Raw genomic sequence first — 26,983 nt, 5'->3', positions numbered from 1 at the left:
ATGCGGGCGGGGCACCTGTCGCGGGCGAGGCATCCGACACGGGCGGGCCGCACGGTTCCGGCGGGAAGTACGGAAAACGCGGTGTCGGGCATCTGGTCTGCGGACGCCGCGCCAAGTGGCTGGTCCTGGCGCTGTGGCTGGTGGTGCTGTTCCTGGCGGCGCCCCTCGCGCAGAAGCTGACCGACGCACAGGACAACGACGCGGCGTCCTGGCTGCCGGGATCCGCGGAGTCCACACAGGTCCTGGAGATCTCCGGGGACTTCCGGCCCGAGCAGATCCCCGCGATCGTGGTCTACGCGCGCGAGCGGTCTGACGGCCGCCGACCGGGAGCGGATCACCGAGGACGCGGCGCAGCTGAGGCAGCTGTCCGACCACGGCATCCGGGGTGCCGAGACCCGGGGCCCGGTCTACGACCACGAGACCGATCCGCGGGCGGCGCAGATTCTCGTACCGATCACGATGGACGAACAGGGCTGGCAGCGGATCGCGCCCGCCGTCGACTCCGTGCGGGACGAGGTCGGCGGGAGCAGCGGCGGGCTCGCCGTGCACATCACCGGGCCGGGCGGTACGTCGGCGGACTTCGCCGAGGCGTTCGAGGGCATCGACTCGACGCTGCTGTTCGCCGCAATGGGCGTGGTCGTCGTGATGCTGCTGCTCATCTATCGCAGCCCCACCCTCCTGCTGGTCCCGCTGCTGTCGGTGATCTGTGCCCTGTTCACCGCGCAGGCGCTGATCTATCTGCCGGCCGAGCACACCGGTCTGACCGTCAACGGGCAGAGCGCCGGCATCCTCACCGTGCTGGTCTTCGGCGCGGGCACCGACTACGCGCTGCTGCTGGTCGCCCGCTACCGGGAGGAGCTGCGCCGGCACGAGGACCGGCACGAGGCGACGGCCCGGGCCCTGCACCGCGCGGGCCCCGCGGTACTGGCCTCGGGCGCGACCGTCGTGCTGAGCATGCTGGTGCTGCTGGTCGCGGAGATGAACTCCACCAGTGGCCTCGGTCCGGTCGCCGCGATCGGTGTCGCGGTGGCCCTGCCGGCCATGATGAGCCTCTGCCCGGCACTGCTGGTCGTCCTCGACCTCGGCGGACCTGGTCCTTGCGGGCGCCTTCGCCACGCTCGGCACCCTGCCCATGGTCGCCTTCGCCGAGATCGGCTTCGCGGTCGCCCTCGGCGTGCTGCTGGACACCTTCATCGTGCGGTCGGTGCTGGTCACGTCCCTGTTCCTGAACGTGGGCCCCAAGGTGTGGTGGCCGCACCGGCTCGCCCGCGAGGACGGCGCCGGCGCGGTGCGCGAAGTGGAGGAGGCAGGCGTCAGCCGGTCCGGCGGATGAGCGCCAGGTACATGGCGTCGGTCCCGTGCACATGCGGCCACAGCTGGACGTCGGGGCCCTCGCCCAGTTCCGGGACGCCGGGCAGCAGCGGCCGGGCGTCGATGAGTTCGGCGTCCGGGAACTGTTTGAGGAGGTCGGCGACCACGGCCCGGGTCTCCGCCAGGTGCGGCGAGCAGGTCGCGTAGCCGACGACACCGCCGACCCGTACGGACTCCAGGGCGGTGCGCAGCAGCCCGCGCTGCAGCGGGGCGAAACCCTCCAGGTCGCCCGGCCGGCGCCGCCAGCGCGCCTCGGGGCGCCGGCGCAGGGCGCCGAGGCCGGTGCAGGGCACATCGACCAGCACCCGGTCGAAGGTGCCGGGCCGCCACGGCGGTCGGGTCCCGTCGGCGACGACGACCTGGTACGGCCCGGGGTTTCCCGCCAGCGCCTTGGCGACCAGTCCGGCCCGGTGCGGCTGCTTCTCGGAGGCCAGCAGGACGGCGCCGCGCTCGGCGGCGAGCGCGGCGAGCAGCGCGGCCTTGCCGCCGGGGCCGGCGCAGCCGTCCAGCCACATCCGGTCGGGTCCGTCCAGCGGGGCGTCGGCCAGGGCGAGCGCGACGAGCTGGCTGCCCTCGTCCTGCACACCGGCCCGGCCGTCCGCCACGGCCGGGATCGCACCAGGCTCACCGCCCTCGCTCAGCCGCACCGCGTACGGCGACCAGCGTCCGGGCAGAGCGGCCTCCTCGTCGAGCAGTTCCCCGGTGGTGGCCCGGCCGGGACGGGCTACGAGCGTGACCTCGGGCCGCTCGTTGTCGGCCCGCAGCAGATCCTCGATGCCCGCGCGGCCGCCGCCGAGGGAGTCCCACAGGGCGGAGACGACCCAGCGCGGGTGCGAATGCACCACGGCGAGATGGTCCTCCGGGTCCTCGTCGTACGGTGGCGCGACCCGCTCGAGCCAGCCGTCGAGATCGTGCTGCGCGACCTTGCGCAGCACGGCGTTGACGAACTTGGCCCGTCCGTCGCCGAGCACCACGCGCGCGAGCTCGACGGAGGCGGACACGGCGGCGTGGGTCGGGATCCGGGTCCCCAGCAGCTGGTGCGCGCCGAGGCTCAGCACGTCAAGGACGGGCGGATCCACCTCGCGCAGCGGCCGGTCGACACAGGCTGCGACGACCGCGTCGTACGTGCCCTGCCGGCGCAGCGTGCCGTACACCAGCTCGGTGGCGAGCGCCGCGTCCCGGGCGTCGAAGTCACCGCCCTCGCGCGCTTTGCGCAGCAGCGGCGGCAGAACGAGGTTGGCGTAGGCGTCCCGCTCGTCCACGGCCCGCAGGGCCTCGAAGGCGAGGAAGCGGACGGGGTCCTTCTGGGGCCGGCGGTAGGGCTTGCCGGGCTTACGGGGACGACGGGGCTGGTCACTCACGAAAAGGTGCTCCGGGTGTGGGGTGAAGTGCGCGGTCCAGCGTACGTCGTCGGGACGGGCCGGGCTTCGCGTGGCGCCGGGCCGGGGTACGGCGGGGGCGGGCCGGGGTACGGCGGCGCGGGGCGGGGGTTCCGCGGCGTCAGCCGCCGACGGTCTCCTCGGCGCCGATCCGTACACCGCGTGCCCAGTCGGCCGCACGCATCGGTTTCTTGCCCTGGGCCTGCACCCACAGCAGTTCCACGGCGTGCGAGCCGGTGCCGATGTACACGTTGTTCTTGCCCGCGGTCAGCCGGCCGGGCGCGAGATCCGTGCGGTCGGGGGCGGGCGCGACCTGGACGAGCTTGAGCCGCTCGCCCCGGAAGGTGGTCCAGGCACCGGGCGCGGGAGTGCAGCCGCGCACGATGCGGTCGACGCGCAGGGCCGGGACGCTCCAGTCGACGTGGGCGTCCTCCACGGAGACCTTCGGGGCGAGGGTGATCCCGTCGGCGGGCTGCGGTACGGCCTTCAGGGTGCCGTTCTCGATGCCGTCCATGGTCGCGGCGAGCAGTCCGGCGCCGGCGAAGGCGAGCCGGGTGAGCAGGTCACCGCTGGTGTCGGTGGGGCGGATCTCCTCGGTGACGGTGCCGTAGACCGGCCCCGAGTCGAGTCCTTCCTCGATGAGGAAGGTGGAGGCGCCGGTGATCTCGTCACCCGCCATGATCGCGTGCTGCACGGGCGCCGCCCCGCGCCAGGCGGGCAGCAGCGAGAAGTGCAGGTTGACCCAGCCCCGGTCCGGGATGTCGAGGGCGGCCCGGGGCAGCAGGGCGCCGTAGGCGACGACGGGGCAGCAGTCGGGAGCGATCTCGCGCAGCCGCTCGAGGAACTCGGGGTCCCGTGGCTTCACGGGCCTGAGTACTTCGATCCCGGCCTCCTGCGCCCGCTCGGCGACCGGAGAGGCGACCAGCCTGCGGCCCCGCCCGGCCGGCGCGTCGGGCCGGGTGACGACGGCGGCCACCTCGTGGCGCTCCGAGGCGAGAAGAGCCTCCAGGGCGGGAACGGCGACCTCGGGGGTGCCGGCGAAGACGAGCTTCATGGGGTGGATTCGGTCCTCTCGGGCGGGGACGTTGCGGGCAGCGCACCAGTCTGTGACTCCTCCCCCGGATAAATCCGGGGGCTTCTCCTGTCGGTGGCTAGGCCACGTCGGGAAGGACCAGCCCGGCCCTGATAGCGACGTTGAGTGCACCGACCTGGTCGGCGTTGGCGGTGTGTCCGCACCGGGTGCACTCGAACTTCTCTTGCGTGGGGCGGTTCTCTCCGCTGACGTGCCCGCAGGCAGGGCAGGTGCGGGAGGTGTTGCGGGGGTCCACCGGGATCAATACACGACCGGCGCTTTCAGCCTTGTGCGCGAGGATGCCGAGGAACACCCCCCAACCCACGTCATGGATGCTTTTGTTCAGCCCGGCCTTGGCCGCCGCGCCGTTCGGCAGGAAGCCGCCGGGCGTCTCGGGGTCGGGCTTGGGTTTGGGGGCACGGACCATGTTCGCGATGCTCAGGCGCTCGTGTGCGATCGCGTCGTAGTCGCGGACCAGCACCAGCGCGGTCTTGTACGCGTGATCGGTGCGCTGACGGCGTACCTTGCGGTGCAGCCCGGCGACCTTCTCGACCGCGCGCCGGTGCCTGGCGGTGCGGTCCTCACGCTTACGGCGGGGAAACGCCCTGAGGGCGCGCTGGGCGTCAGCGAGGGCGTCGGCGTTGCGCTTGCCGTGCCTGGGGTTGGGCAGGTGCGCGCCCTCCGAGGTGGTCAGGAAGTGGGCCACGCCCATGTCGATCCCGGTCACCGCGCCGGTTACGGAGAGCGGTTCTGCGGGTACCTCGCCGCAAGCGAGGACGACGTACCACTGCCGTCCCTCGCGCTTGACCGAGATCGTCTTGACCCGGCCGCGCACCGGCCGGTGCTGGTGCACCCTGACGTGCCCGACACCTTGGAGGCGGACGCGGGTCACCGGGTCGTGGGGGGTCGCGTCCCAGCGGCAGCCGTCGCCGTCCTTGGGGAACTCGACGGTGTCGAACCAGTTCACGCCCCGGAAGCGGGGATATCCCGGCTTGTCGCCGGCCTTGACCCGGCGGAAGAACGCCTGCATCGCCTTGTCGAGGCGGCGCAGGGTGGCCTGCTGCGAGGAGAACGACCACCGGCCGTGGCGCTCCGGGTCGAACGCGCGGATGTCCTTGAGCTGCGCGGACTGCATGCCGTACTTGATGCTCGTCTTCGAGGCGTGCCGGTAGGCGTCGCGGCGTTCCTGCAACGCGCCGTTGTAGAGCGAGCAGTGATCGGCCAGCATCGCGGTCAACGCGGCGGCCTGGCCCACGGTGGGGCGGAGGAGGAACCTATACGCGCGGTGCACGCTCGGCCTCCTCCTCCTTCTGCCGCTTGGTCCAGGGGCGTTCCCACTGGGTGTTGATGTACTTCTCCACCGTGTCCGCCGAGACAGCGCCGACCGAGGCGACGAAGAACGACGACGACCACAGCGTGGGCATGCTCGACTTCAGATGCGGGAACTCCTGCCGGAGCACACGGGAGGTGAAGCCCTTGAACTGGTTCGCCACGTACGAGGCGGAAGCCTTCGGCTCGTGCTTGACGAACAGGTGGACGTGATCGGGCATCACCTCAAGGGCGATGATCTCCCAGTCCTTCTCGGCGGCCTTCGCCTCGATCAGCTCACGCAGCCGGACCGCGACACGTCCGCCGAGAACCCGGCGGCGGTACTTGGGGCACCACACCACGTGCAGCCCTAAGTCGTACACGCCGCCGGAATACCGGCGAACCTTCCGCGTCACAGTCACAACGATCACTATACACACGTCACGCATCTAATTGAGGGCAACAGCGCAGACCCGTGCGCACAGCTGAGGTCAGAGCAGCCCAGAGAAGCGATTCCCCCCACGCCTGAAGGCGAGGGTCCCCTCGCTAGATAGCTGATGGGGGACGGCCGAGGGCGTACGGACGGCACGCGGGCGGCGGTTCGGACGCGGCGGGGGTGGCGGCACGGACGCGGCGGGGGTGGCGGCACGGAGAACGGGCCCGGGAACGGGCTCCGGACCAGGGCCTGGTCCCGCGGTCACCCACAGGGGCGTGCGCGGGAATCGCCACGCCCCCAGCCCGTGACCCACGGAGCTGATCCGCGTTGGTCAAGAAAGAGTTGACCACACCGGGCCGCTCCGACGTGGCCCATTCCTTTCAACGCCGGTTCGAGAGGCTTGTTCATGGCCGACCACGCAACCCACGACGCCCAGGCTCGCGCCAGCCTGCACTTGCTGGTGCGGGACATCGAGCGGGTCCGCCGGCAGGTGGACGCACTGCGCACGCTCACCGCCCAGCTCGGCAACGTCTACCGCCCGCGCCGCTCCGGCCCCTCCACGGGCTTCGTCGTCTACGGACGCGCCCCCGCCCCGACGGTCCGTCTCGCCCAGGAACTGCGGGAAAGCGTCGAGACCCTGGTCACCGCGGCCGTGGACTTCGACCGCTCGCTGGGCTTCTCGTGGGACGCGGTGGGCTCCGCGCTCGGCGTGACCAAGCAGGCGGTCCACCGTCGTTACGGCGCCCGCCGTGCCGCGGCCGCCCAGAACCAGGCCACGGAGACGGAGCACACCGCCGAGCCGTCGGGAACGCGCACGGTCAACGTGGGTGCGGGGGTCGCCGGTGTGCCGACGGTTCCCGCCGCCCGTTCCATGCCGACCCAGCCGACGGCGGGCAGTTCGTCCCTCCGCGACGACCCGTGCCCCACGGCCTTCCCCGGCCCCACCACCTTCCCGGGCCCCCGCAGCGGCTGACCGCCCGCCCCCAGCCCTTCCGGACGCGACCGCGCCCCGGGAGGGCAGCACTGCACGGCATGCTCGCCCCGCCCGTTCCCCGACCCGTGCTCCTCAGCCGATGTCGGGCGGGTCGATCCGTACCCACACGGGTTCGTCGCCGGCGCGGGCCATGCGAGCCGCCTGGGCGGACTTCAGGGCGGCGGTCAGCGCGGCGCCCCTGCCCGGGGGTACCCGGATCAGGGCCCGCTCCCAGTGGTCCCCGGGCGGCGGGCCGCCGGGTCGCCGCGGGCGGCCCACGGGGGTGACGGGCAGCGGGACGGGCCCCAGCACCTCAGCCTCCCCTGGAAGTTCGGTCGCGCGGAGAAACCCGGCCACGGCCTCCCCCGGCCCGGAGACCGCCGCCATCCTCGACACCGGTGGGAAGCCCAGTTCGGCCCTCTCCCCCAGCTCCCGTACCGCGTGTCCGACGGGGTCCCACCGCACCAGCGCCTGCACGGGCCGCAGGGTCGGCTCGGCGACCACCACCACCGTGCCGCCCTCCGTCTGCGGACGCACCAGCGCCGCCGCGCCGATCCAGCGGCTCAGCGCGTCCTCCCCAGCCCGCAGATCGGGCCGGCTCAGCATCGCCCAGCCGTCCAGCAGCAGCGCCGCCGCGTATCCGCCCTCGGCGACCGGCTCGGCCCCCGGCGTGCTCACCACCAGCGCGGGCCCGGCCGGCACCGTGTCCAGCACATGCTCGCGCCCGGAGGTGCGCACCGGCACCGCGGGGAAGGCCCGGCCCAACTCCTCGGCGGTCCGGCGCGCTCCCACCACCTGGGCCCGCAGCCGGAACCCGCCGCACTCCGGGCAGTGCCAGCCACTCTCCTCGCGCCGCCCGCACCAGCCGCACCGCAGATCGCCGGCGCCGGGTGCCTCCATCGGCCCCGAGCAGTGCCGGCACCGCGCCGGGGTACGGCAGCCCGCGCACGCCATCCGCGGGACATAGCCGCGCCGGGGCACCTGTACGAGCACCGGCCCGTGCCGCAGCCCCTCCCTGACGGCCTGCCAGGCGAGTGACGGCAGCCGGGCGGCGCGGGCGGCCTCGTCCCGCGCGAGGTCCCCGTCCCCGACGGTCCGTACCAGCGGGGCGGTGGCCCGTACCCGGTCCCTTCCGGGGACCAGGGGACCGGCCCAGCCGGTCTCCACCAGCTGAGCGGCCTCCACCGTGCAGCTCCAGTTGCCCAGCAGGAAACCGCACTTGTCCTGTGCCGCCCGCAGCAGCAGCACCTCACGCGCGTGCGGCTGGGGGGCGTGCTGCTCACTGTGGCTGTCGTCACCGTCGTCCCAGAGCGCGACCAGTCCGAGGTCCTGGACGGGCGCGAACATCGCCGCCCGAGTGCCGATCACGGCGCGCACGGAGCCGCGGCGCACGGCGAGCCACTGCGCGTACCGCTTCTCGGGCCCGGCGTCGGCGGTCAGCACCGCGTGCCGCCCCTTGCCCAAAAGTTCGGTGAGCGCGGCGTCGACGCGGGCGACGGTCCGTCCGTCCGGCAGGACGACGAGGGCGCCGCGGCCGGAGGCCAGCGTCGCCGCGACCGCGCGAGCCAGTTCCTCGCTCCAGAGCGGTCCGGGCAGCGCGTTCCACACGGCGCGCGGAGCGCCGCCGGTGGCCAGCGACCGGAGGAAGGCGGGCCCTTGCTCGTACCGGCCCCAGGAGCCCGGCTCGGGTGCCGGGGGCGAGGGCGCCGGGTCGGGCGAGGGCCGCCGCTCGGCGCGTGCGCTGCGCGGCGGTACGGCGAGCTGAAGCACGTCGGCGAGGCTGCCCGCGTACCGGTCGGCGACCGCCCGGGTCAGCCCCAGCAGTTCCTCGCTCAGGACCGGCTCGGGCGAGACCACCTGGGCGAGGGCGGCCAGCGGCCCCGAGTAGTCGGACTCGGCGAGCCGCTCGATCAGGAACCCGTCGATGAGCCCGCCGCCCTCGCGGCGCCCCTCACGCACCCGGTGCCGGCCGGCCCCGAACCGCACCCGCACCCGCACGCCCGGCTGCGCGTCGGCGTCGAGTTCCTCGGGCACGGCGTAGTCGAAGTACCGGTCGAGATGCAGTGCGCCCTTGTCGACGAGGACGCGTGCGACCGGCAGGTGCCCGGCGAGCGCGGCGCCCCGCCAGGTCCGCGGCTTGGCCCGGGGCGTGCCGGCCTTGCGCACGGTCTCCCGGATGAGCGCGAGCTGTTCGGGCGGCGTGCCCTGCGCACCGCCGTCCACCTGTCCGCTCCCGCCGTTCTCGCTGCTCACGCCTGCATTCCTACCAAACACGACTGACACCCGACCGACGGCGGCCACGGCTCGCCCCGCGCCGTACGCCCCGGGGCCGCACGCACGCCGAGGCCCGGCGCCCCCGAAGGAGCACCGGGCCTCGGTGAAAGCGCCGGAGCGTGGACTACAGTCCCGCCGCCTTGCGCAGCGCGTCCACGCGGTCGGTGCGCTCCCAGGTGAAGTCGGGCAGCTCACGGCCGAAGTGGCCGTAGGCGGCGGTCTGGGAGTAGATCGGGCGGAGCAGATCCAGGTCACGGATGATGGCGGCCGGGCGGAGGTCGAACACGTCATCGATCGCCCGCTCGATCAGCTCGGTGTCGACCTTGGCGGTGCCGAAGGTCTCCACGAACAGACCCACCGGCTCGGCCTTGCCGATGGCGTACGCCACCTGGACCTCGCAGCGGGAGGCCAGGCCGGCCGCGACCACGTTCTTGGCGACCCAGCGCATCGCGTACGCCGCCGAGCGGTCCACCTTGGACGGGTCCTTGCCGGAGAAGGCGCCGCCGCCGTGCCGGGCCATGCCGCCGTACGTGTCAATGATGATCTTGCGGCCGGTGAGGCCCGCGTCGCCCATCGGGCCACCGATCTCGAAGCGGCCGGTGGGGTTGACCAGCAGACGGTACTTCTCGGTGTCCAGCTTGATGCCCTCGTCCAGCAGCGCCCTCAGCTCCGGCTCCACGACGAACTCACGGATGTCGGGGGCGAGCAGCGACTCGAGGTCGATGTCGGAGGCGTGCTGCGAGGAGACCACGACCGTGTCGAGGCGGACGGCCTTGTCGCCGTCGTACTCGATGGTGACCTGGGTCTTCCCGTCCGGGCGCAGGTAGGGGATGGTGCCGTTCTTGCGCACCTCGGACAGGCGCTTGGACAGACGGTGCGCGAGGAAGACCGGCAGCGGCATCAGCGTCGGCGTCTCGTCCGTCGCGTAACCGAACATCAGGCCCTGGTCACCGGCGCCCTGCCGGTCCAGCTCGTCCTCGTCGCCCTCGACCCGGTTCTCGTACGCCGTGTCGACGCCCTGTGCGATGTCCGGGGACTGGGAGCCGATGGACACCGACACGCCGCAGGAGGCACCGTCGAAGCCCTTCTTCGAGGAGTCGTAGCCGATCTCCAGGATCTTGTCGCGCACCAGCTGCGGGATCGGCGCGTAGGCCTTGGTCGTGACCTCGCCGGCCACGTGCACCAGGCCGGTGGTGATGAGGGTCTCGACGGCGACGCGGGAATGGGGGTCCTCGCGGAGCAGCGCGTCGAGGATGGTGTCGCTGATCTGGTCAGCGATCTTGTCGGGGTGACCCTCGGTCACGGACTCCGAGGTGAAGAGACGACGGGACACAACGCTCCCTGTGGTTGCAGCGGCTGCTGGCTGATCATTGGCGGACGGCAGGGGCTGCACCGCACACCGTCCGTGAAACAGTTTATCGGTCGCGCTTCGTCACGGGTTCCCCTGTCTCGCCTCTCGGGAACCCTCGTGACCTGCGGCATGGGCATTCTGCCCACGCCAGGGCGTGTTGGCCAGAGGCGCCACGCCCCGACGTCGAGGTTCAGTGGTCCTTGCGGACCCGGACCCCGCCGCGGATCGTTCAGCCCAGGCGTGCGGCCACCAGGTCCCAGACGGCGTCCGCCAGGGCTTCCTTGGGGCCGTGCGCCACGGGCGTCTCGCTGCCGTCGGCGCCCAGCACCACGGCCTCGTTCTCCTCGGAGCCGAACGTCTTGCGCTCGCCGACCTCGTTGACCACGAGCAGATCGCAGCCCTTGCGTTTCAGCTTGGCGCGTCCGTTGGCGAGCACGTCGTCCGTCTCCGCGGCGAAACCGACGACCACTTGTCCGGGGCGGGCCCGGTCGGCGGAGATCTCGGCGAGGACGTCCGGGTTGCGCACCAGGGCGACGGGCTCGGGTTCCCGGCCGTCCTGCTTCTTGATCTTCCCGGCCGCGTACACCGCGGGGCGGAAGTCGGCGACCGCGGCGGCCATGACCACCGCGTCGGCGGCGGCGGCGGCCCGGAGCACTTCCTCGCGCAGTTGCACGGCGGTCTCGACGGGGACGACGTCCACTCCCGCCGGGTCGGGCAGCGCGGCGTTGGCGGCGATCAGGGTGACCCGTGCGCCCCGCGCGGCGGCGGTCCGGGCGAGGGCGTAGCCCTGCTTGCCGGAGGAGCGGTTGCCGAGGAAGCGGACGGGGTCGAGGGGCTCCCGGGTGCCGCCGGCGCTGACCACGACATGCCGGCCTCGCAGGTCGGGCTCGGTGACGCCCCGGGCCAGTACCCGGCGGCAGACCTCGAAAATCTCTCCCGGGTCGGGCAGCCGGCCCTTGCCGGTGTCGACGCCGGTGAGCCGGCCCACCGCCGGTTCGACGACGACGGCACCACGCCGGCGCAGGGTCGCCACATTTTCCTGCGTGGCCGGGTGCTCCCACATCTCGGTGTGCATGGCGGGGGCGAAGACCACGGGGCAGCGGGCGGTGAGCAGGGTGTTGGTGAGGAGGTCGTCGGCCAGCCCGTGCGCCGCCTTCGCCAGCATGTCCGCGGTGGCCGGGGCGACCACGACCAGGTCGGCGTGTTGCCCGATGCGGACGTGCGGCACCTCGTGGACGTCGTCCCACACCTCGGTCGAGACCGGGTGGCCGGAGAGCGCCGACCAAGTGGCGGTGCCGACGAAGTGCAGCGCGGAGGCGGTGGGGACGACGTGGACGTCGTGCCCCGACTCCGTCAGCCGCCTGAGCAGCTCACAAGCCTTGTACGCGGCGATGCCGCCGCTGACGCCCAGAACGACCTTCGGCTTGTCCACGTCTCTCCCGCTTCTCTTCCCGGAATATCGGCCCGGTGTGCGCCGGGGACGGCCGCACACCCCTCATGCTCGCACCACCGCGCGAACGGCCCCGCGCCCCCACCACACCACAGGCCCGGCAGACGTGCTGCCGGGCCTGTGGAAAACTCGACCGAGAGTCGCTGATATGACTTTCGGTACCGTGCTGCTTACCGAACTGCGACTTACTGAACGGGGCCTTCGATGGCCTCGGAGGTCAGCAGTCCCGCGTTGATCTCGCGCAGGGCGATCGAGAGCGGCTTCTCGTGGACGTGGGTGTCGACGAGGGGACCGACGTATTCGAGGAGACCCTCGCCGAGCTGCGAGTAGTACGCGTTGATCTGGCGAGCCCGCTTGGCCGCGTAGATCACGAGGCTGTACTTCGAGTCCGTGGCCTCGAGAAGCTCGTCGATCGGCGGGTTGATGATGCCCTCGGGCGTGGAGATGGAAGAGGACACGCTCTACCTTCCGATGGATGGGAAAGAATCGGTCTGCATGACCGTTGAATGACCGTTGAGGAAACGCTGACGATCACACGACATTCATCAAGGCTAGCAGCTCGCGGGCCACGTCCTCGACGGAGGTGTTGACCAGGGTCGTATCGAACTCCGGCTCGGCCGCCAACTCGATCTTCGCGGCCTCCAGCCTGCGCTCGACCACCTCGGGCGACTCGGTGCCCCGCCCGGTGAGCCGGCGCACCAGTTCCTCCCAGGAGGGAGGGGCCAGGAAGACCAGCTGGGCCTCGGTCATGGACTCGCGGACCTGACGGGCACCCTGGAGGTCGATCTCCAGGAGGACGGGCAGGCCCGACTCCAGGTGCTCGAGCACCGCCGCGCGCGGTGTGCCGTAGCGGTTGCCGGCGAACTCGGCCCACTCGAGCAGTTCACCGTTGGCGATCAGCTTGTCCATCTCGTCGTCGGTGACGAAGAAGTAGTGGACTCCGTCCCGCTCGCCGGGGCGCGGCTTGCGGGTCGTCGCCGAGACCGAGAGCCAGACCTCGGGGTGCGCCTTGCGCATATGCGCGACGACCGTGCTCTTGCCGACCCCCGAGGGGCCGGAGAGCACGGTCAGCCGCGGACGTACGTCCGGGGGTACGGGGGTCGTCCCCCGGGGTGTTGCAGCCATGCGGCGATTATTCCAGCAATCCCGGTATGCCCGGGACTCAGGAGCCGGTACTGCCGAACTCACGCTCCAGAGAAGCGATCTGGTTCGAGCCGAGACCACGCACACGGCGGCTCTCGGAGATACCCAGTCGCTCCATGATCTGCTTGGCGCGGACCTTGCCCACGCCCGGCAGGGACTCGAGCAGGGCGGAGACCTTCATCTTGCCGATGACGTCGTTCTCCCGGCCCTGCTTGATGACCTCGTGCAGGGATGCGCCGGAGTGCTTGAGTCGATTCTTGACCTCGGCCCGCTCCCGGCGAGCCGCGGCGGCCTTTTCGAGCGCGGCTGCGCGCTGTTCAGGGGTAAGGGGCGGAAGAGCCACGCCTGCGTCACCTCGGATGTCGAACTGTCGGATACGGACCGGTGAGGAACCTAGTCGCCCCACACCGGGGGAGCCACGAGCAACACGCTTGCCCGTTCACTCTCCGTCGGAGACTAGCGGCCAACTCCGTCTGAGTCAGCGAGAACAGCGGAAAACTCCAGGTCAGGATTGATGATGGCGGACATTTAAGGGCATAGCGACCGGGTTTTTTTGTCGTACGCGGTCCCGGCACGCTCCTGCTTCCCTCGTCAAAGGCTCACATCGCCGCCACGGCCGCCCTGAACTCCTCCGAGAATCGCTCCGCGGCGTCACGCAGCGCGACCACGTCGGCACCATGACGCAACACTCCCCGGCTGACGTTCGGCACGACGTTGCGCACCGCCGGGCCGAAGACCGCCGGGAGGTCCGCTGCCGTGGCCCCCTGGGCTCCGATCCCGGGCGCGAGCAGCGGACCGTTGATGTCCAGATCGTACGACGACAGGTCGCCGAGCGTCGCGCCGACGACCGCGCCGAAGGACCCCAGGGGCGTCTCTCCCGCGTTCTCGGCGGCCAGGTGTCCGAGCATGGTCGCGCCCACGTTGCGCCCGTCGGCCCGTACCGCGTGCTGCACCTCGCCACCCTCCGGGTTGGAGGTCAGCGCCAGGACGAACAGTCCCGTGCCGCTCTCGCGGGCCAGCTCCACCGCCGGGCCCAGCGAGCCGTAGCCGAGGTACGGGGAGACGGTCAGTGCGTCCGAGAACAGCGGGGAGTCCGGGTGCAGGAAGGACTCGGCGTAGGCCGCCATGGTGGAGCCGATGTCGCCGCGCTTGGCGTCCATGACGACCAGCGCGCCGGCCGCCCGTGCCTGAGTGACCGATGCCTCCAGCACCGCGATGCCGCGCGAGCCGAAGCGCTCGAAGAACGCGCTCTGCGGCTTGAGCACGGCGACCCGGTCCGCGACCGCCTCGACGACCGTGCGGCTGAACCGCTCCAGACCGGCCACGTCGTCGTTCAGGCCCCACTCGGCGAGCAGGGCGGCGTGCGGGTCGATGCCGACGCACAGGGGGCCGCGCGCGTCCATGGCCCGCCGCAGACGCGCGCCGAAGGGTTCCGGTCCACTCATGCCGTTGTCCTCACGTCGGCGCCCACCGCGTCGGCGAGCGTGGCGTACGGGCTGGTGCGCAGACGCGCGGCGAGCCCCTTGTGGAGGGTGCGGGCCCAGAAGGGGCCCTCATAGATGAACGCGCTGTAGCCCTGGACCAGGGTGGCGCCGGCCAGGATGCGCTGCCAGGCGTCCTCGGCGTTCTCGATGCCGCCGACACCGACCAGGGTGATCCTGTCGCCCACCCGCGCGTACAGGCGGCGCAGCACCTGGAGGGAGCGTGCCTTCAGGGGCGCGCCGGACAGGCCGCCGGTCTCCTGGACGGTGGCGGGGTCGGACCGCAGGCCGAGCCCTCCGCGCGCGATGGTGGTGTTCGTGGCGATGATCCCGTCCAGGCCGAGCTCCACGGCCAGGTCGGCGACCGCGTCGATGTCCTCGTCGGCGAGGTCCGGGGCGATCTTCACCAGCAGCGGCACCCGGCGTGCGGGGACGGCACGGTCGGCGGCCTCGCGAACGGCGGTGAGCAGCGGGCGCAGATGGCCGACGGCCTGGAGGTCGCGCAGGCCGGGGGTGTTCGGCGAGGAGACGTTGACCACCAGGTAGTCGGCGTACGGCGCCAGCCGCTCGGCGGACTTCACGTAGTCGCCGACGGCCTCGTCCTCGGGCACGGCCTTGGTCTTGCCGATGTTGACGCCGACGACCGTCCTGAAGACGGGCGTACGGGAGGCCAGGCGGGCGGCTACGGCCAGCGAGCCCTCGTTGTTGAAGCCCATGCGGTTGATCAGCGCGCGGTCCGCCACCAGCCGGAACAGCCGCTTCTTCGGGTTGCCGGGCTGCGGCTCGCCGGTCACCGTGCCGATCTCGACGTGGTCGAAGCCGAGCATCGCCATGCCGTCGACGCCGACGGCGTTCTTGTCGAAGCCGGCGGCGAGCCCGAAGGGACTGTGCAGCCGCAGGCCGAGGGCCTCGGTGCGCAGTTCCCTGTGACGGGGCGCGAGCGCGGCGGCGACGAAGGTGCGCAGACCGGGGACGCGCGCGACGAGACGGATCCAGCGGAAGGCGAGGTGATGGGCCCGCTCCGGATCCATCCGCCGGAACACCAGAGGGAAGAAGTACTTGTACATGCCTGTGTCCTCGTGAAGGGCCTGAAGAGCCTCATGAAGAGGGGGACACCGTTTCCGGTGTCCCCCTCGGGGCCGTCAGTCGCGGGCCGCTGTCAGGTGCTGCGCGTGTTCCTGGAGCGAGCGGACGCCGACCTCGCCGCGGTTGAGGGCGTCGATGCCCTGGACCGCGGCGGCGAGCGCCTGGACCGTCGTCAGGCACGGCACGGACCGTGCCACGGCGGCCGTACGGATGTCGTAGCCGTCGAGGCGGCCGCCGGTGCCGTACGGCGTGTTGACGATGAGGTCGACCTCGCCGTCGTGGATCAGCTGGACGATGGTCTTCTCGCCGTTCGGGCCGGTGCCCTCGGACTGCTTGCGCACGACGGTGGCGTTGATGCCGTTGCGCTTGAGGACCTCGGCGGTGCCGGAGGTGGCGAGCAGGTCGAAGCCGTGGGCGACGAGCTCGCGCGCGGGGAAGATCATCGAGCGCTTGTCGCGGTTGGCGACCGAGATGAAGGCGCGGCCCTTGGTGGGCAGCGGGCCGTAGGCGCCCGCCTGCGACTTGGCGTACGCGGTGCCGAACGCGGAGTCGATGCCCATGACCTCGCCGGTGGAGCGCATCTCCGGGCCGAGGACCGTGTCGACGCCGCGGCCGTGGATGTCGCGGAAGCGCGACCACGGCAGCACTGCCTCCTTGACGGAGATCGGCGCGTCGAGCGGGAGGTCGCCGCCGTCGCCCCGGGCCGGGAGCAGGCCCTCCGCGCGGAGCCCGGCGACGGTCGCGCCGAGCGAGATCCGGGCGGCCGCCTTGGCCAGCGGCACCGCCGTCGCCTTCGAGGTGAAGGGGACGGTGCGCGAGGCGCGCGGGTTGGCCTCCAGGACGTAGAGGACGTCCCCGGACAGCGCGAACTGGATGTTGATCAGGCCGCGCACCCCGACGCCGCGCGCGATGGCCTCCGTGGAGGCGCGCAGCCGCTTGATGTCGTGGCCGCCCAGGGTGATCGGGGGCAGGGCGCACGCCGAGTCGCCGGAGTGGATGCCGGCCTCCTCGATGTGCTCCATGACGCCGCCGAGGTAGAGCTCATCGCCGTCGTAGAGCGCGTCGACGTCGATCTCGATGGCGTCGTCGAGGAACCGGTCGACCAGCACCGGCCGGGAGGGGCTGATCTCGGTCGATTCGGCGATGTAGGACTCGAGGCGGGTCTCGTCGTAGACGATCTCCATGCCGCGGCCGCCGAGCACGTAGGACGGGCGGACGAGGACCGGGTAGCCGATCTCGTCGGCGATGGCCCTGGCCTCGGTGAAGGTGGTGGCGGTGCCGTGCTTGGGGGCCGGCAGGCCGGCCTCCGCGAGGACCCGGCCGAAGGCGCCCCGGTCCTCGGCCGCGTGGATGGCCTCGGGAGGCGTGCCGACGACCGGTACTCCGTTGTCCTTGAGGGCCTGGGAGAGGCCCAGCGGGGTCTGGCCGCCGAGCTGGACGATCACGCCCGCGACCGGGCCGGCCTGCTGCTCGGCGTGGACGATCTCCAGGACGTCCTCCAGGGTGAGCGGCTCGAAGTACAGCCGGTCGGAGGTGTCGTAGTCGGTGGAGACGGTCTCCGGGTTGCAGTTGACCATCACGGTCTCGTACCCGGCGTCGCTCAGCGCGAAGGAGGCGTGGACGCAGGAGTAGTCGAACTCGATGCCCTGGCCGATGCGGTTCGGGCCGGAGCCCAGGATGATCACCGCGGGCTTCTCGCGCGGGGCGACCTCGGTCTCCTCGTCGTAGGAGGAGTAGAAGTACGGCGTGTTCGCGGCGAACTCGGCGGCGCAGGTGTCGACCGTCTTGTAGACCGGGCGGATGCCGAGGGCGTGCCGGACCTCGCGGACGACGTCCTCGCGCAGGCCGCGGATCTCGGCGACCTGCTGGTCGGAGAAGCCGTGCCGCTTGGCCTCGGCGAGCAGGCCGGCGGTCAGCTCGGGCGCCTCGGACAACTCGTCGGCGATCTCCTTGATGAGGAAGAGCTGGTCGACGAACCAGGGGTCGATCTTGGTGTGCTCGAAGACCTCTTCGGGCGTGGCGCCCGCGCGGATGGCCTGCATGACGGAGTTGATGCGGCCGTCGGTCGGGCGGACGGCCTCGCGCAGGAGTTCGGCCTTGTCGCCGGGCTCGCCGACGAAGGTGAAGTGGCTGCCCTTCTTCTCCAGCGAGCGCAGCGCCTTCTGGAACGCCTCGGTGAAGTTGCGGCCGATGGCCATGGCCTCGCCGACCGACTTCATGGTGGTGGTGAGGGTGGAGTCGGCGCTCGGGAACTTCTCGAAGGCGAACCGCGGGGCCTTGACGACCACGTAGTCCAGGGTCGGCTCGAAGGAGGCCGGAGTCACCCGCGTGATGTCGTTGGGGATCTCGTCGAGGGTGTAGCCGACGGCGAGCTTGGCGGCGATCTTGGCGATCGGGAAACCGGTCGCCTTGGAGGCCAGCGCCGAGGACCGTGACACGCGCGGGTTCATCTCGATGACGATGATGCGCCCGTCCTCGGGGTTCACCGCGAACTGGATGTTGCAGCCGCCGGTGTCGACCCCGACCTCGCGGATGACGGCGATGCCGATGTCGCGCAGGGTCTGGTACTCGCGGTCGGTCAGCGTCATCGCGGGCGCGACGGTGATGGAGTCGCCGGTGTGCACGCCCATGGGGTCGAAGTTCTCGATGGAGCAGACGACGACCACGTTGTCGTGTTTGTCGCGCATCAGTTCCAGCTCGTACTCCTTCCAGCCGAGGATGGACTCCTCGAGGAGCACCTCGGTGGTCGGCGAGAGGGTGAGGCCCTGTCCGGCGATGCGGCGCAGTTCGTCCTCGTCGTGGGCGAAGCCGGAGCCGGCGCCGCCCATGGTGAAGGAGGGCCGGACCACGACCGGGTAGCCGCCGAGCTCGTCGACGCCGGCCACGACCTCGTCCATGGTGTGGCAGATGACCGAGCGGGCGGACTCACCGTGCCCGGTCTTCCGGCGGACCTCCTCCACGACGCCCTTGAACAGTTCGCGGTCCTCGCCCTTGTTGATGGCCTCCACGTTGGCGCCGATCAGCTCGACGCCGTACTTCTCCAGGACGCCGTTCTCGTGCATCGAGATCGCGGTGTTGAGGGCCGTCTGGCCGCCCAGGGTGGGCAGCAGGACGTCCGGCCGCTCCTTGGCGATGATCTTCTCGACGAACTCGGGGGTGATGGGCTCGACGTAGGTGGCGTCGGCGATCTCCGGGTCGGTCATGATCGTCGCCGGGTTGGAGTTGACCAGGATCACCCGAAGGCCCTCGGCCCTCAGGACCCGGCACGCCTGGGTGCCGGAGTAGTCGAACTCGGCGGCCTGGCCGATGACGATCGGGCCGGAGCCGATGACCAGGACGGACTGGATATCGGTGCGCTTAGGCACGCTGGCCCTCCATCAGGGAAACGAAGCGGTCGAACAGGTAGGCGGCGTCGTGCGGGCCCGCTGCCGCTTCCGGGTGGTACTGGACACTGAAGGCCGGCTTGTCGAGCAGCCGGAGCCCTTCCACCACGTTGTCGTTGAGGCAGACGTGGGACACCTCGGCGCGGCCGAACGGGGTGTCGGAGACCTGGTCGAGGGGGGCGTCGACGGCGAACCCGTGGTTGTGCGTGGTGATCTCGACCTTGCCGGTCGCACGGTCCTGGACCGGCTGGTTGATGCCGCGGTGGCCGTACTTCAGCTTGTAGGTGCCGAAGCCGAGGGCACGGCCGAGGATCTGGTTGCCGAAGCAGATCCCGAACAGCGGGGTGCCTCGCTCCAGGACGGCCCGCATCACGGAGACGGGGTGGTCGGCGGTGGCGGGGTCGCCGGGTCCGTTGGAGAAGAACACGCCGTCGGGTTCGACCGCGTAGACATCGTCCACGGTGGCGTTCGCGGGCAGCACGTGCACCTCGATGCCGCGCTGGGCCATGCGCTGCGCGGTCATGCCCTTGATCCCGAGGTCGACGGCGGCGACCGTGAACTTCTTCTCGCCGACCGCCGGGACGACGTAGGGCTCGCGGGTGGCGACCTCGGCTGCGAGGTCGGCGCCCTTCATCGGGGGGACTTCCTGGACGCGGGCCAGCAGGGTGGCGTCGTCCGGCACGGTGTCGCCACTGAAGATGCCGACGCGCATGGCGCCCCGCTCGCGCAGGTGGCGGGTGAGCGCACGGGTGTCGATGCCGCTGATGCCGACGACACCCTGGGCGGCGAGTTCCTCGTCCAGGGCGCGGCGGGAGCGCCAGTTGGACGGCACGCGCGCGGGGTCGCGCACGACGTAGCCGGCGACCCAGATCCGCCGGGACTCGGGGTCGTCGTCGTTGACGCCGGTGTTGCCGACGTGCGGGGTGGTCATGACCACGACCTGGCGGTGGTAGGACGGGTCGGTGAGGGTCTCCTGGTAGCCGGTCATGCCGGTGGAGAACACGGCTTCGCCGAAGGTCTCCCCCACTGCCCCGTAGGCACGGCCGCGGAAGATCCGGCCGTCCTCGAGGACGAGTACGGCGGGAGTCCTGGCGGCTCCCCTGGTGGAGGTCGTCATCGTGCGCCTTCCGTTTCCGTCTTGTTGATCATGTTGTTCAGGGTCTCGACCCATGCGGTGTGCTCGGCCGCGTGGTCCGAGCGGAAGCCGGAGTCGATCAGCTTGTCGCCGTGCGCCCAGGTCACGACGAGCAGACCGCCCTCGGTGAGGACCTTGCCGGCGATGCCCTTGTCGAGCCGGGCCTCGCGCAGCGCGGCGACGGGGACGAAGAAATCGGTCGCGCCGGGGCGCACGACGTCCAGTCCCGCGTCCGTCAGGGTGAGCTCGGCCCGGCTGCGGGTGCCCAGGCCGTGCGCCACGATGCGGTCCAGCCACTGCCCGGCGGTGGTGGAGCCGTGGTAGCGGCCGCTCATCGTCAGTTTCGCCGCCCCCCGCGACTCCGGCATTCCAGACAGCGGCGGCTCGCCGCCTCGGTTGAGGGTGGTGGTGGGAGACGGGCGGGTGGGCAGCTCGGGCAGGTCGCCCTGGAGGGTGCCGCGCCATTTCCAGCCCTCGCGCATCAGCCAGTAGACGAGCGCGACGAAGAGGGCGAGTCCGACGACCCAGCCGATCCGGGCGGCCCAGTCGGTCACTTCCGCCGATTCCCTCTCGGCGGCCAGCAGGATTACAGGTGTCACGTGAGCTTCCCGTCGATGAGCGTGGCCGTGCCCCGGAGCCAGGTGTGCGTGACACGGCCCGGCAGCGCGCGGCCCTCGTACGGGGTGTTGCGGCTGCGCGAGGCGAAGCCCGCGGGGTCCACGGAACCACGGTATGCCGTGTCGACGAGTGTGAGGTTGGCCGGCTCACCCGCCGAGACGGGTCGGCCGTGGCCCTCGGCCCGTCCGATGCGCGCGGGCGTGAAGGACATCCGGTCGGCGACGCCGGCCCAGTCCAGCAGGCCCGTGTCCACCATGGTCTCCTGGACCACGGACAGCGCGGTCTCCAGGCCGACCATGCCCATGGCCGCGGCGGCCCACTCGCAGTCCTTGTCCTCGTGCGGGTGCGGGGCGTGGTCGGTGGCGACGATGTCGATCGTGCCGTCGGCGAGCGCCTCGCGCAGTGCCATGACGTCCCGCTCGGTGCGCAGCGGCGGGTTGACCTTGTAGACCGGGTTGTACGACCGGACCAGCTCGTCGGTGAGCAGGAGGTGGTGCGGGGTGACCTCGGCGGTGACGTCGATGCCGCGGGACTTGGCCCAGCGGACGATCTCGACGCTGCCCGCGGTCGACAGGTGGCAGATGTGGACGCGGGAGCCGACGTGCTCGGCGAGCAGCACGTCCCGGGCGATGATCGACTCCTCGGCGACGGCCGGCCAGCCGCCCAGGCCCAGCTCGGCGGAGACGACGCCCTCGTTCATCTGGGCGCCCTCGGTCAGCCGGGGCTCCTGCGCGTGCTGGGCGACGACGCCGTCGAAGGCCTTCACGTACTCCAGGGCACGCCGCATGATCACGGCGTCGTGGACGCACTTGCCGTCGTCGGAGAAGACGGTGACGCCGGCCGCGGACTCGTGCATGGCGCCCAGTTCGGCGAGCGTGCTGCCCTCCAGGCCGACGGTGACGGCGCCGACGGGCCGTACGTCGCAGTAGCCGTGCTCCTTGCCGAGCCGCCAGACCTGCTCGACGACGCCGGCGGTGTCGGCGACGGGGAAGGTGTTGGCCATGGCGAACACGGCGGTGTAGCCGCCGCTCGCCGCCGCGCGGGTGCCGGTCAGCACCGTCTCGGAGTCCTCGCGGCCGGGCTCGCGCAGATGGGTGTGCAGGTCGACCAGGCCGGGCAGCAGCACCTTGCCGTCCGCCTCGACGACGGTCACCTCCTGCGCGTCTCCGGCACGACCGGCGCCCTCGGCGCTCAGCCCGGTGCCGACGGCCACGACGGTCCCTCCGTCGATCAGCACGTCCTGCGGGTCGCCGCCGAGCACCTTCGCACCGCGGATCAGGGTCTTGCTCATCGTGTTACTTCTCCTCCGTGGTGCGGGCGGCGTGGGTGAGGGCGGGTTCGTTGCCCCCGAGCAGCAGGTACAGGACGGCCATCCGGATGGAGACCCCGTTGGTGACCTGTTCGACGACGGTGCAGCGCTCGGAGTCGGCCACCTCGGCGGTGATCTCCATGCCCCGGACCATGGGGCCGGGGTGCATCACGATCGCGTGTTCGGGCATCCGTCGCATGCGCTCGCCGTCGAGGCCGTAGCGCCGTGAGTACTCGCGCTCGGTCGGGAAGAACGCGGCCTTCATGCGCTCGCGCTGCACGCGCAGCATCATCACGGCGTCGGACTTGGGCAGGGTGCGGTCGAGATCGTAGGAGACCTCGCAGGGCCAGGCCTCGATGCCGACCGGCAGCAGCGTCGGCGGGGCGACGAGGGTGACCTCGGCGCCCAGGGTGTGCAGCAGGTCGACGTTGGAGCGGGCGACCCTGCTGTGCAGGACGTCGCCGACCAGCGTGATGCGCCGGCCGGAGAGGTCCTGGCCGATCCCGGTGTCCCGGCCGACGAGCCGGCGCCGCATGGTGAAGGCGTCGAGCAGGGCCTGGGTGGGGTGCTGGTGGGTGCCGTCGCCGGCGTTGATGACGTGCGCGTCGATCCAGCCGGAGGTGGCCAGCCGGTACGGGGCTCCGGAGGCGCCGTGCCGGATGACGACGGCGTCGACGCCCATGGCTTCCAGGGTCTGGGCGGTGTCCTTGAGCGACTCGCCCTTGGAGACGCTGGACCCCTTGGCGGTGAAGTTGATGACGTCCGCGGACAGCCGCTTCTCGGCGGCCTCGAAGGAGATCCGGGTCCGGGTGGAGTCCTCGAAGAAGAGGTTGACGACGGTCCGGCCGCGCAGGGTCGGCAGTTTCTTGATCGGCCGGTCGGCGACCCGGGCCATCTCCTCGGCGGTGTCGAGGATCAGGACGGCGTCGTCGCGGGTGAGGTCGGCGGCCGAGATGAGATGACGCTGCATCTTTCAGGCTCCGTAAGGCAGTTCATTCGGAAGAACGGGAGAATCCGGGCAGCCCGGGACGTGACGGCGCACCGGGCCGGCGCGCGTGGGTGCCGCGCGCCCGGATCGCTACGGGGAGGGCTGCTTGGCGCCGAGCAGCACGGTGTCGCGACCGTCCTCCTCGGCGAGCAGGACCTTGACCGTCTCCCGCAACGACGTCGGGAGGTTCTTGCCGACGTAGTCGGCGCGGATGGGCAGTTCGCGGTGGCCGCGGTCGACGAGGACGGCGAGCTGCACCGCGCGCGGGCGCCCGATGTCGTTCAGCGCGTCGAGGGCGGCACGGATGGTACGCCCGGAGAAGAGCACGTCGTCGACGAGGACGACCAGCCGGCCGTCGATGCCGTCGCCGGGGATCTCGGTGCGGGCCAGGGCGCGCGGCGGGTGCATGCGCAGGTCGTCGCGGTACATGGTGATGTCGAGCGAGCCGACCGGGACCTTGCGCTCGGTGACCTGCTCGAGCTTGGCGGCGAGCCGCTGGGCGAGGAAGACGCCCCGGGTCGGGATGCCGAGGAGCACCACGTCGTCGGCGCCTTTGGCGCGCTCGACGATCTCGTGGGCGATGCGGGTCAGTACCCGCGCGATGTCGGGGCCTTCGAGAACGGGCCGCGCGTCGGAGTGCGTGTCCATGTGAACGGACCTCCTTCTCCGCCTCACGGGACGGACCTTAAAGGACGTCGGGATTACGTCGGCCACGCTATCAGGTGGGGAGCGACACCTATGATTCCCCCTCCTGCCACCGTCGGCCACTCCGTTGGCGCAACGGTCCGCGCCGGCTCCGGAAGAGTCGGTGTGGACCGTTCGGCTTGACGGGCGAGAGTAACTCTGCGTAACCTCACAGTGAGTTACCAGCCGCGCGGCTCGGAAATCATGCCGGTCGCGTCGACACAGTGCCGGGGAGCTATATGTCCAGCGAATACGCCAAACAACTCGGGGCCAAGCTCCGCGCGATCCGCACCCAGCAGGGCCTTTCCCTCCACGGTGTCGAGGAGAAGTCCCAGGGCCGCTGGAAGGCGGTCGTGGTCGGTTCGTACGAGCGCGGCGACCGCGCAGTGACCGTTCAGCGTCTTGCCGAGCTGGCGGACTTCTACGGCGTTCCGGTGCAGGAACTGCTTCCCGGTACCACTCCGGGCGGCGCCGCCGAGCCGCCGCCGAAGCTGGTCCTCGACCTGGAGCGGCTGGCCACGGTGCCGCCGGAGAAGGCCGGCCCGTTGCAGCGGTACGCGGCGACGATCCAGTCCCAGCGCGGCGACTACAACGGCAAGGTGCTCTCGATCCGCCAGGACGACCTGCGCACGCTCGCCGTGATCTACGACCAGTCGCCCTCGGTCCTCACCGAGCAGCTGATCAACTGGGGCGTACTGGATCCGGACGCGCGTCGCGCGGTCGCCTCGCACGACGAGAGCTGATCGCACCACCGCCCGAGCAGAAACGTACCGCCGGGGGGGGGGGGGGCCGGGGGGGGGGGGGGGCCCCCCCCGGCGGGGGGGGGGGGTGGGGGGGGCGGGGGGGGGGGGGGGGGGGGGGGGGGGGGGGGGGGGGGGCGGCGGCCCCGCGGGGGGGGCCCCCCCCCCCCCCCCCCCACCCCCGGCGGGGGGGGGCCCCCCCCCCCGCCCCGGGCGCCCCCGCCCCGGCGGCGTTCGTTCTGCGTTCCTTCTGCGGGCCGAGGATCAGGTCAGGGCGGCCGGGGGGGGAGCCCCGGGCACGCCGGAGGGCCCGCAGCGGTCGTGCTGCGGGCCCTCCGGCGTGTCTGTGCCGGTCCGGGCCTGTACGGCCGGCCGGTGCCGGATCAGACCTCGTCGCGGCGGAGCGAGGGCTTGAGCTCCTTGAACCGGCCGAGGAGGCCATTGACGAACGAGGGCGACTCGTCCGTGGAGAACTCCTTCGCCATCTGCACCATCTCGTCGAGGACGACGGCGTCCGGAGTCTCGTCGACCCAGATCAGCTCGTACGCGCCGAGACGCAGGATGTTGCGGTCGACGACCGGCATGCGGTCCAGGGTCCAGCCGACCGAGTACTGGGAGATCAGCTCGTCGATGCGCGACGCGTGTTCCGCGTAGCCCTCGACCAGCTGCATCGTGTACTCGCTCACCGGCGGCTGCCGGGTGTCGGACCGGGAGTGCCGGACCCAGTCCGCCAGGACCGTCAGGACGTCGGCGCCGCGCTGGTCGCCCTCGAAGAGGATCTGGAAGGCGCGCTTGCGAGCCGTGTTGCGGGCAGCCACGGTTAGCTGTTCACCCGGCCGAGGTAGTCGCTCGTGCGGGTGTCGACCTTGATCTTCTCACCGGTGGTGATGAAGAGCGGGACCTGAATCTGGTGCCCGGTCTCCAGCGTGGCCGGCTTGGTGCCACCGGTGGAGCGGTCGCCCTGGACGCCCGGCTCGGTCTCGGCGACGGTCAGCTCGACGGCGGCCGAGAGCTCGACGAAGAGCACCTCGCCCTCGTGCTGCGCGACGGTGGCCTCGAAGCCCTCGACGAGGAAGTGGGCGGCGTCGCCGACGACCTTGCGGTCGATGTGCAGCTGGTCGTAGGTCTCCATGTCCATGAAGACGAAGTAGTCGCCGTCCATGTAGGAGAACTGCATGTCCCGCTTGTCGACGGTGGCCGTGTCGACCTTCACACCGGCGTTGAAGGTCTTGTCGACGGTCTTGCCGGAGAGCACGTTCTTGAGCTTGGTGCGCACGAAGGCCGGGCCCTTGCCGGGCTTGACGTGCTGGAACTCGACGACGGACCAGAGCTGGCCGCCTTCGAGCTTGAGCACCATGCCATTCTTGAGGTCGTTCGTGGAAGCCACGTTGCGGAATCTCCTGGACTGACGTGAGACGACTCGGGGCCGGCACTCGGCGCGAAGCTAGAGCGCCAGCAGCTCCTTGGTCGTGATGGTGAGTAGCTCGGGTCCGCCGTCCGCCTCGGGGCGCACGACGAGCGTGTCATCGATCCGGACACCGCCCCGGCCCGGGAGGTGGACCCCCGGTTCGACGGTGACCGGCACACAAGCGTCCAGTTTACCCATGGTCCCGGGGGTCAGTTGAGGGTCCTCGTCGATTTCGAGTCCGACCCCGTGTCCGGTGAGCGCCGGAAGGGCCGCCGCGTACCCCGCGCTGTCCAGCACCTGGCGGGCCGCGCGGTCCACGTCACGGCAGGCGGCACCGGGTAGGAGGGACTCCCGGCCGGCCCGCTGAGCGGTGAAGACGAGGTCGTACAGCTCGATCTGCCAGTCCGCGGGAGCGGTGCCGATGACGAACGTACGGCCGATCTCGCAGCGGTACCCGCGGTAGGCGGCGCCGAGACAGACGGAGAGGAAGTCGCCCTCCTCCACCCGCCGGTCGGTGGGCCGGTGACCGGGCCGCCCGGCGTTCGGGCCGGTGGCGACGGAGGTGGCGAAGGCGGGGCCGTCGGCACCGTGGTCGACCAGGCGGCGCTCCAGTTCCAGCGCGAGATGGCGTTCGGTGCGACCGACGAGGATGGATTCCAGCAGCTCGCCGAGGGCCTGGTCGGCGATCTCCGCGCCGATACGCAGACAGGAGATCTCCTCCTCGTCCTTGACCACCCGGAGCTGTTCGACGGCACCGCCGACGTTGGCCAGGCGCAGCCCGGGGGCGACCGAGCGGAGGGCGCGGTGCCGGGTCACCGTGAGGTGGTGCTCCTCGACGGCGAGGGAGTCGGCGTCCCCGGCGGCGGCGAGCCCGGCGGCCTCGACGGCGGGATCACCGCCGGTGCCGGGCACGACGTGCACCCGCAGCGCCTCGTCGGGCCGGCTCTGCTCACCACGGTCGTCGGGCAGCCCGGCGCACACCAGGAAGTCCTCGGCCGGACTCAGCAGCAGCACGGCGCCTTCGGGGGCGGGGCCCGCGAGGTAGCGCACATTGGCGGGCCGGGTGACCAGCGCCGCCGCGCTGCCCCCCGCGTTGCAGCATTCCCTCAGCCGCGTCCGGCGGAGCGCGTACACCTCAGACATGTCCCGAGCCTATGAGCGGTGGCCGAAAACCGCCGGTCGAGAGGTCCGAGTGGGCGGCGGGTCCCGACAGCGTCCCGGGGCAGCGCGACGAGGTACCGACGCCGTGCGACCCCGGGCGGACTGCTGCGACCGTGTCCGGGGGGTGGGAAGGAGAGAGGGACGGGGACGGGGACGGGTGAGGATGCCCGGCACGGAACGGCCGGGACACCCGGCCGCGGCGCCCGATGGGGCCCGGCACGGATGGCGTTCGG

24 protein-coding genes and 1 pseudogene are annotated in these 26,983 nt (G+C 71.7%); 4 read left to right on the top strand and 21 right to left on the bottom strand.

Annotated elements, in window-relative coordinates:
• Positions 1-92: 92 nt before the first annotated feature.
• Positions 93-1,074, top strand: a pseudogene (locus ACFYQA_RS19100) (MMPL family transporter); the annotation flags it as partial.
• A gap of 58 nt (positions 1,075-1,132) precedes the next feature.
• Positions 1,133-1,333 (top strand): MMPL family transporter, encoded by a 201-nt coding sequence (locus tag ACFYQA_RS19095; RefSeq protein WP_388919025.1) that lies wholly within the window; start codon positions 1,133-1,135, stop codon positions 1,331-1,333.
• Here the strand turns inward: ACFYQA_RS19095 and ACFYQA_RS19090 are convergent.
• The 4 genes from ACFYQA_RS19090 to tnpA form a co-directional block, all read right to left on the bottom strand.
• A complete protein-coding gene (locus tag ACFYQA_RS19090) occupies positions 1,314-2,732 on the bottom strand; it encodes an RsmB/NOP family class I SAM-dependent RNA methyltransferase (RefSeq protein ID WP_388918849.1) in 1,419 nt (472 codons plus the stop codon). The genes ACFYQA_RS19095 and ACFYQA_RS19090 overlap by 20 nt on opposite strands.
• Positions 2,733-2,871: 139 nt before the next feature.
• On the bottom strand, positions 2,872-3,804 hold the full coding sequence (gene fmt, locus ACFYQA_RS19085; RefSeq protein ID WP_388918846.1) for a methionyl-tRNA formyltransferase: 933 nt from the start codon (positions 3,802-3,804) through the stop codon (positions 2,872-2,874).
• 97 nt (positions 3,805-3,901) lie between these two features.
• The gene (locus ACFYQA_RS19080) at positions 3,902-5,113 is read right to left on the bottom strand and encodes an RNA-guided endonuclease InsQ/TnpB family protein (RefSeq protein ID WP_388918843.1); all 1,212 of its coding nucleotides are present in this window, start codon (positions 5,111-5,113) and stop codon (positions 3,902-3,904) included.
• Positions 5,097-5,579, bottom strand: a complete 483-nt coding sequence (gene tnpA, locus ACFYQA_RS19075) for an IS200/IS605 family transposase (RefSeq protein WP_388918840.1) — start codon at positions 5,577-5,579, stop codon at positions 5,097-5,099. The genes ACFYQA_RS19080 and tnpA overlap by 17 nt, the downstream gene beginning before the upstream one ends.
• A gap of 393 nt (positions 5,580-5,972) precedes the next feature.
• On the opposite strand from tnpA, the gene ACFYQA_RS19070 reads away from it, so the two are divergent.
• Positions 5,973-6,539 carry a hypothetical protein gene (locus tag ACFYQA_RS19070; RefSeq protein WP_388918837.1) on the top strand — a complete coding sequence of 189 codons (567 nt, stop codon included), beginning with the start codon at positions 5,973-5,975 and terminating at the stop codon, positions 6,537-6,539.
• A gap of 93 nt (positions 6,540-6,632) precedes the next feature.
• Here the strand turns inward: ACFYQA_RS19070 and ACFYQA_RS19065 are convergent, their stop codons facing one another.
• The 14 genes from ACFYQA_RS19065 to pyrR all read right to left on the bottom strand — a co-directional run bounded on the left by ACFYQA_RS19065 (position 6,633) and on the right by pyrR (position 23,405).
• The gene (locus tag ACFYQA_RS19065; RefSeq protein ID WP_388918834.1) at positions 6,633-8,792 is read right to left on the bottom strand and encodes a primosomal protein N'; all 2,160 of its coding nucleotides are present in this window, start codon (positions 8,790-8,792) and stop codon (positions 6,633-6,635) included.
• Positions 8,793-8,937: 145 nt separating this feature from the next.
• Positions 8,938-10,146, bottom strand: a complete 1,209-nt coding sequence (metK, locus tag ACFYQA_RS19060) for a methionine adenosyltransferase (RefSeq protein WP_386398937.1) — start codon at positions 10,144-10,146, stop codon at positions 8,938-8,940.
• A 247-nt stretch (positions 10,147-10,393) separates the two neighbouring features.
• A complete protein-coding gene (coaBC, locus tag ACFYQA_RS19055; protein WP_388918830.1) occupies positions 10,394-11,596 on the bottom strand; it encodes a bifunctional phosphopantothenoylcysteine decarboxylase/phosphopantothenate--cysteine ligase CoaBC in 1,203 nt (400 codons plus the stop codon).
• A gap of 203 nt (positions 11,597-11,799) precedes the next feature.
• Positions 11,800-12,072: a DNA-directed RNA polymerase subunit omega gene (gene rpoZ / locus ACFYQA_RS19050; protein WP_055570801.1), complete on the bottom strand. Its 273-nt coding sequence runs from the start codon at positions 12,070-12,072 to the stop codon at positions 11,800-11,802.
• A gap of 73 nt (positions 12,073-12,145) precedes the next feature.
• Positions 12,146-12,739, bottom strand: a complete 594-nt coding sequence (gene gmk, locus ACFYQA_RS19045) for a guanylate kinase (protein WP_388918826.1) — start codon at positions 12,737-12,739, stop codon at positions 12,146-12,148.
• Positions 12,740-12,776: 37 nt separating this feature from the next.
• Positions 12,777-13,100 (bottom strand): integration host factor, encoded by a 324-nt coding sequence (locus ACFYQA_RS19040; protein ID WP_006382163.1) that lies wholly within the window; start codon positions 13,098-13,100, stop codon positions 12,777-12,779.
• A gap of 256 nt (positions 13,101-13,356) precedes the next feature.
• Positions 13,357-14,202 carry an orotidine-5'-phosphate decarboxylase gene (gene pyrF, locus ACFYQA_RS19035; RefSeq protein WP_388918822.1) on the bottom strand — a complete coding sequence of 282 codons (846 nt, stop codon included), beginning with the start codon at positions 14,200-14,202 and terminating at the stop codon, positions 13,357-13,359.
• On the bottom strand, positions 14,199-15,305 hold the full coding sequence (locus tag ACFYQA_RS19030; protein ID WP_388918818.1) for a quinone-dependent dihydroorotate dehydrogenase: 1,107 nt from the start codon (positions 15,303-15,305) through the stop codon (positions 14,199-14,201). The genes pyrF and ACFYQA_RS19030 overlap by 4 nt, the downstream gene beginning before the upstream one ends.
• 75 nt (positions 15,306-15,380) lie before the next feature.
• The gene (gene carB / locus ACFYQA_RS19025; RefSeq protein WP_388918815.1) at positions 15,381-18,689 is read right to left on the bottom strand and encodes a carbamoyl-phosphate synthase large subunit; all 3,309 of its coding nucleotides are present in this window, start codon (positions 18,687-18,689) and stop codon (positions 15,381-15,383) included.
• Entirely contained in the window at positions 18,682-19,824 is a 1,143-nt protein-coding gene (gene carA / locus ACFYQA_RS19020; protein WP_388918812.1) for a glutamine-hydrolyzing carbamoyl-phosphate synthase small subunit, read from the bottom strand. The genes carB and carA overlap by 8 nt, the downstream gene beginning before the upstream one ends.
• Complete coding sequence (locus ACFYQA_RS19015) at positions 19,821-20,441, bottom strand: hypothetical protein (protein WP_388918809.1); 621 nt, start codon at positions 20,439-20,441, stop codon at positions 19,821-19,823. Before ACFYQA_RS19015 ends, carA begins: the two co-directional genes overlap by 4 nt.
• Positions 20,438-21,751, bottom strand: coding sequence for a dihydroorotase (locus tag ACFYQA_RS19010; RefSeq protein ID WP_386398958.1), 1,314 nt, complete (start codon positions 21,749-21,751; stop codon positions 20,438-20,440). Before ACFYQA_RS19010 ends, ACFYQA_RS19015 begins: the two co-directional genes overlap by 4 nt.
• 4 nt (positions 21,752-21,755) lie before the next feature.
• Positions 21,756-22,739, bottom strand: coding sequence for an aspartate carbamoyltransferase catalytic subunit (locus tag ACFYQA_RS19005; protein WP_388918806.1), 984 nt, complete (start codon positions 22,737-22,739; stop codon positions 21,756-21,758).
• A 108-nt stretch (positions 22,740-22,847) separates the two neighbouring features.
• On the bottom strand, positions 22,848-23,405 hold the full coding sequence (pyrR, locus tag ACFYQA_RS19000) for a bifunctional pyr operon transcriptional regulator/uracil phosphoribosyltransferase PyrR (protein ID WP_055594544.1): 558 nt from the start codon (positions 23,403-23,405) through the stop codon (positions 22,848-22,850).
• 275 nt (positions 23,406-23,680) lie between these two features.
• Between pyrR and bldD the strand changes: the two genes are divergently transcribed.
• Entirely contained in the window at positions 23,681-24,184 is a 504-nt protein-coding gene (gene bldD / locus ACFYQA_RS18995) for a transcriptional regulator BldD (RefSeq protein ID WP_388918802.1), read from the top strand.
• Positions 24,185-24,564: 380 nt separating this feature from the next.
• Here the strand turns inward: bldD and nusB are convergent, their stop codons facing one another.
• The 3 genes from nusB to ACFYQA_RS18980 are packed head-to-tail and all read right to left on the bottom strand — an operon-like array spanning position 24,565 to position 26,732.
• Entirely contained in the window at positions 24,565-24,999 is a 435-nt protein-coding gene (gene nusB / locus ACFYQA_RS18990; RefSeq protein WP_388918799.1) for a transcription antitermination factor NusB, read from the bottom strand.
• 2 nt (positions 25,000-25,001) lie between these two features.
• Entirely contained in the window at positions 25,002-25,568 is a 567-nt protein-coding gene (gene efp, locus ACFYQA_RS18985; RefSeq protein WP_055572225.1) for an elongation factor P, read from the bottom strand.
• Positions 25,569-25,625: 57 nt separating this feature from the next.
• Positions 25,626-26,732 (bottom strand): aminopeptidase P family protein, encoded by a 1,107-nt coding sequence (locus ACFYQA_RS18980; protein ID WP_388918795.1) that lies wholly within the window; start codon positions 26,730-26,732, stop codon positions 25,626-25,628.
• Positions 26,733-26,983: the final 251 nt, after the last annotated feature.

It is taken from the genome of Streptomyces sp. NPDC005774, assembly GCF_042871645.1.
GTDB classification, from domain to species: Bacteria; Actinomycetota; Actinomycetes; order Streptomycetales; family Streptomycetaceae; genus Streptomyces; species Streptomyces pratens.
This window is presented reverse-complemented; position numbering and strand designations above follow the sequence as displayed.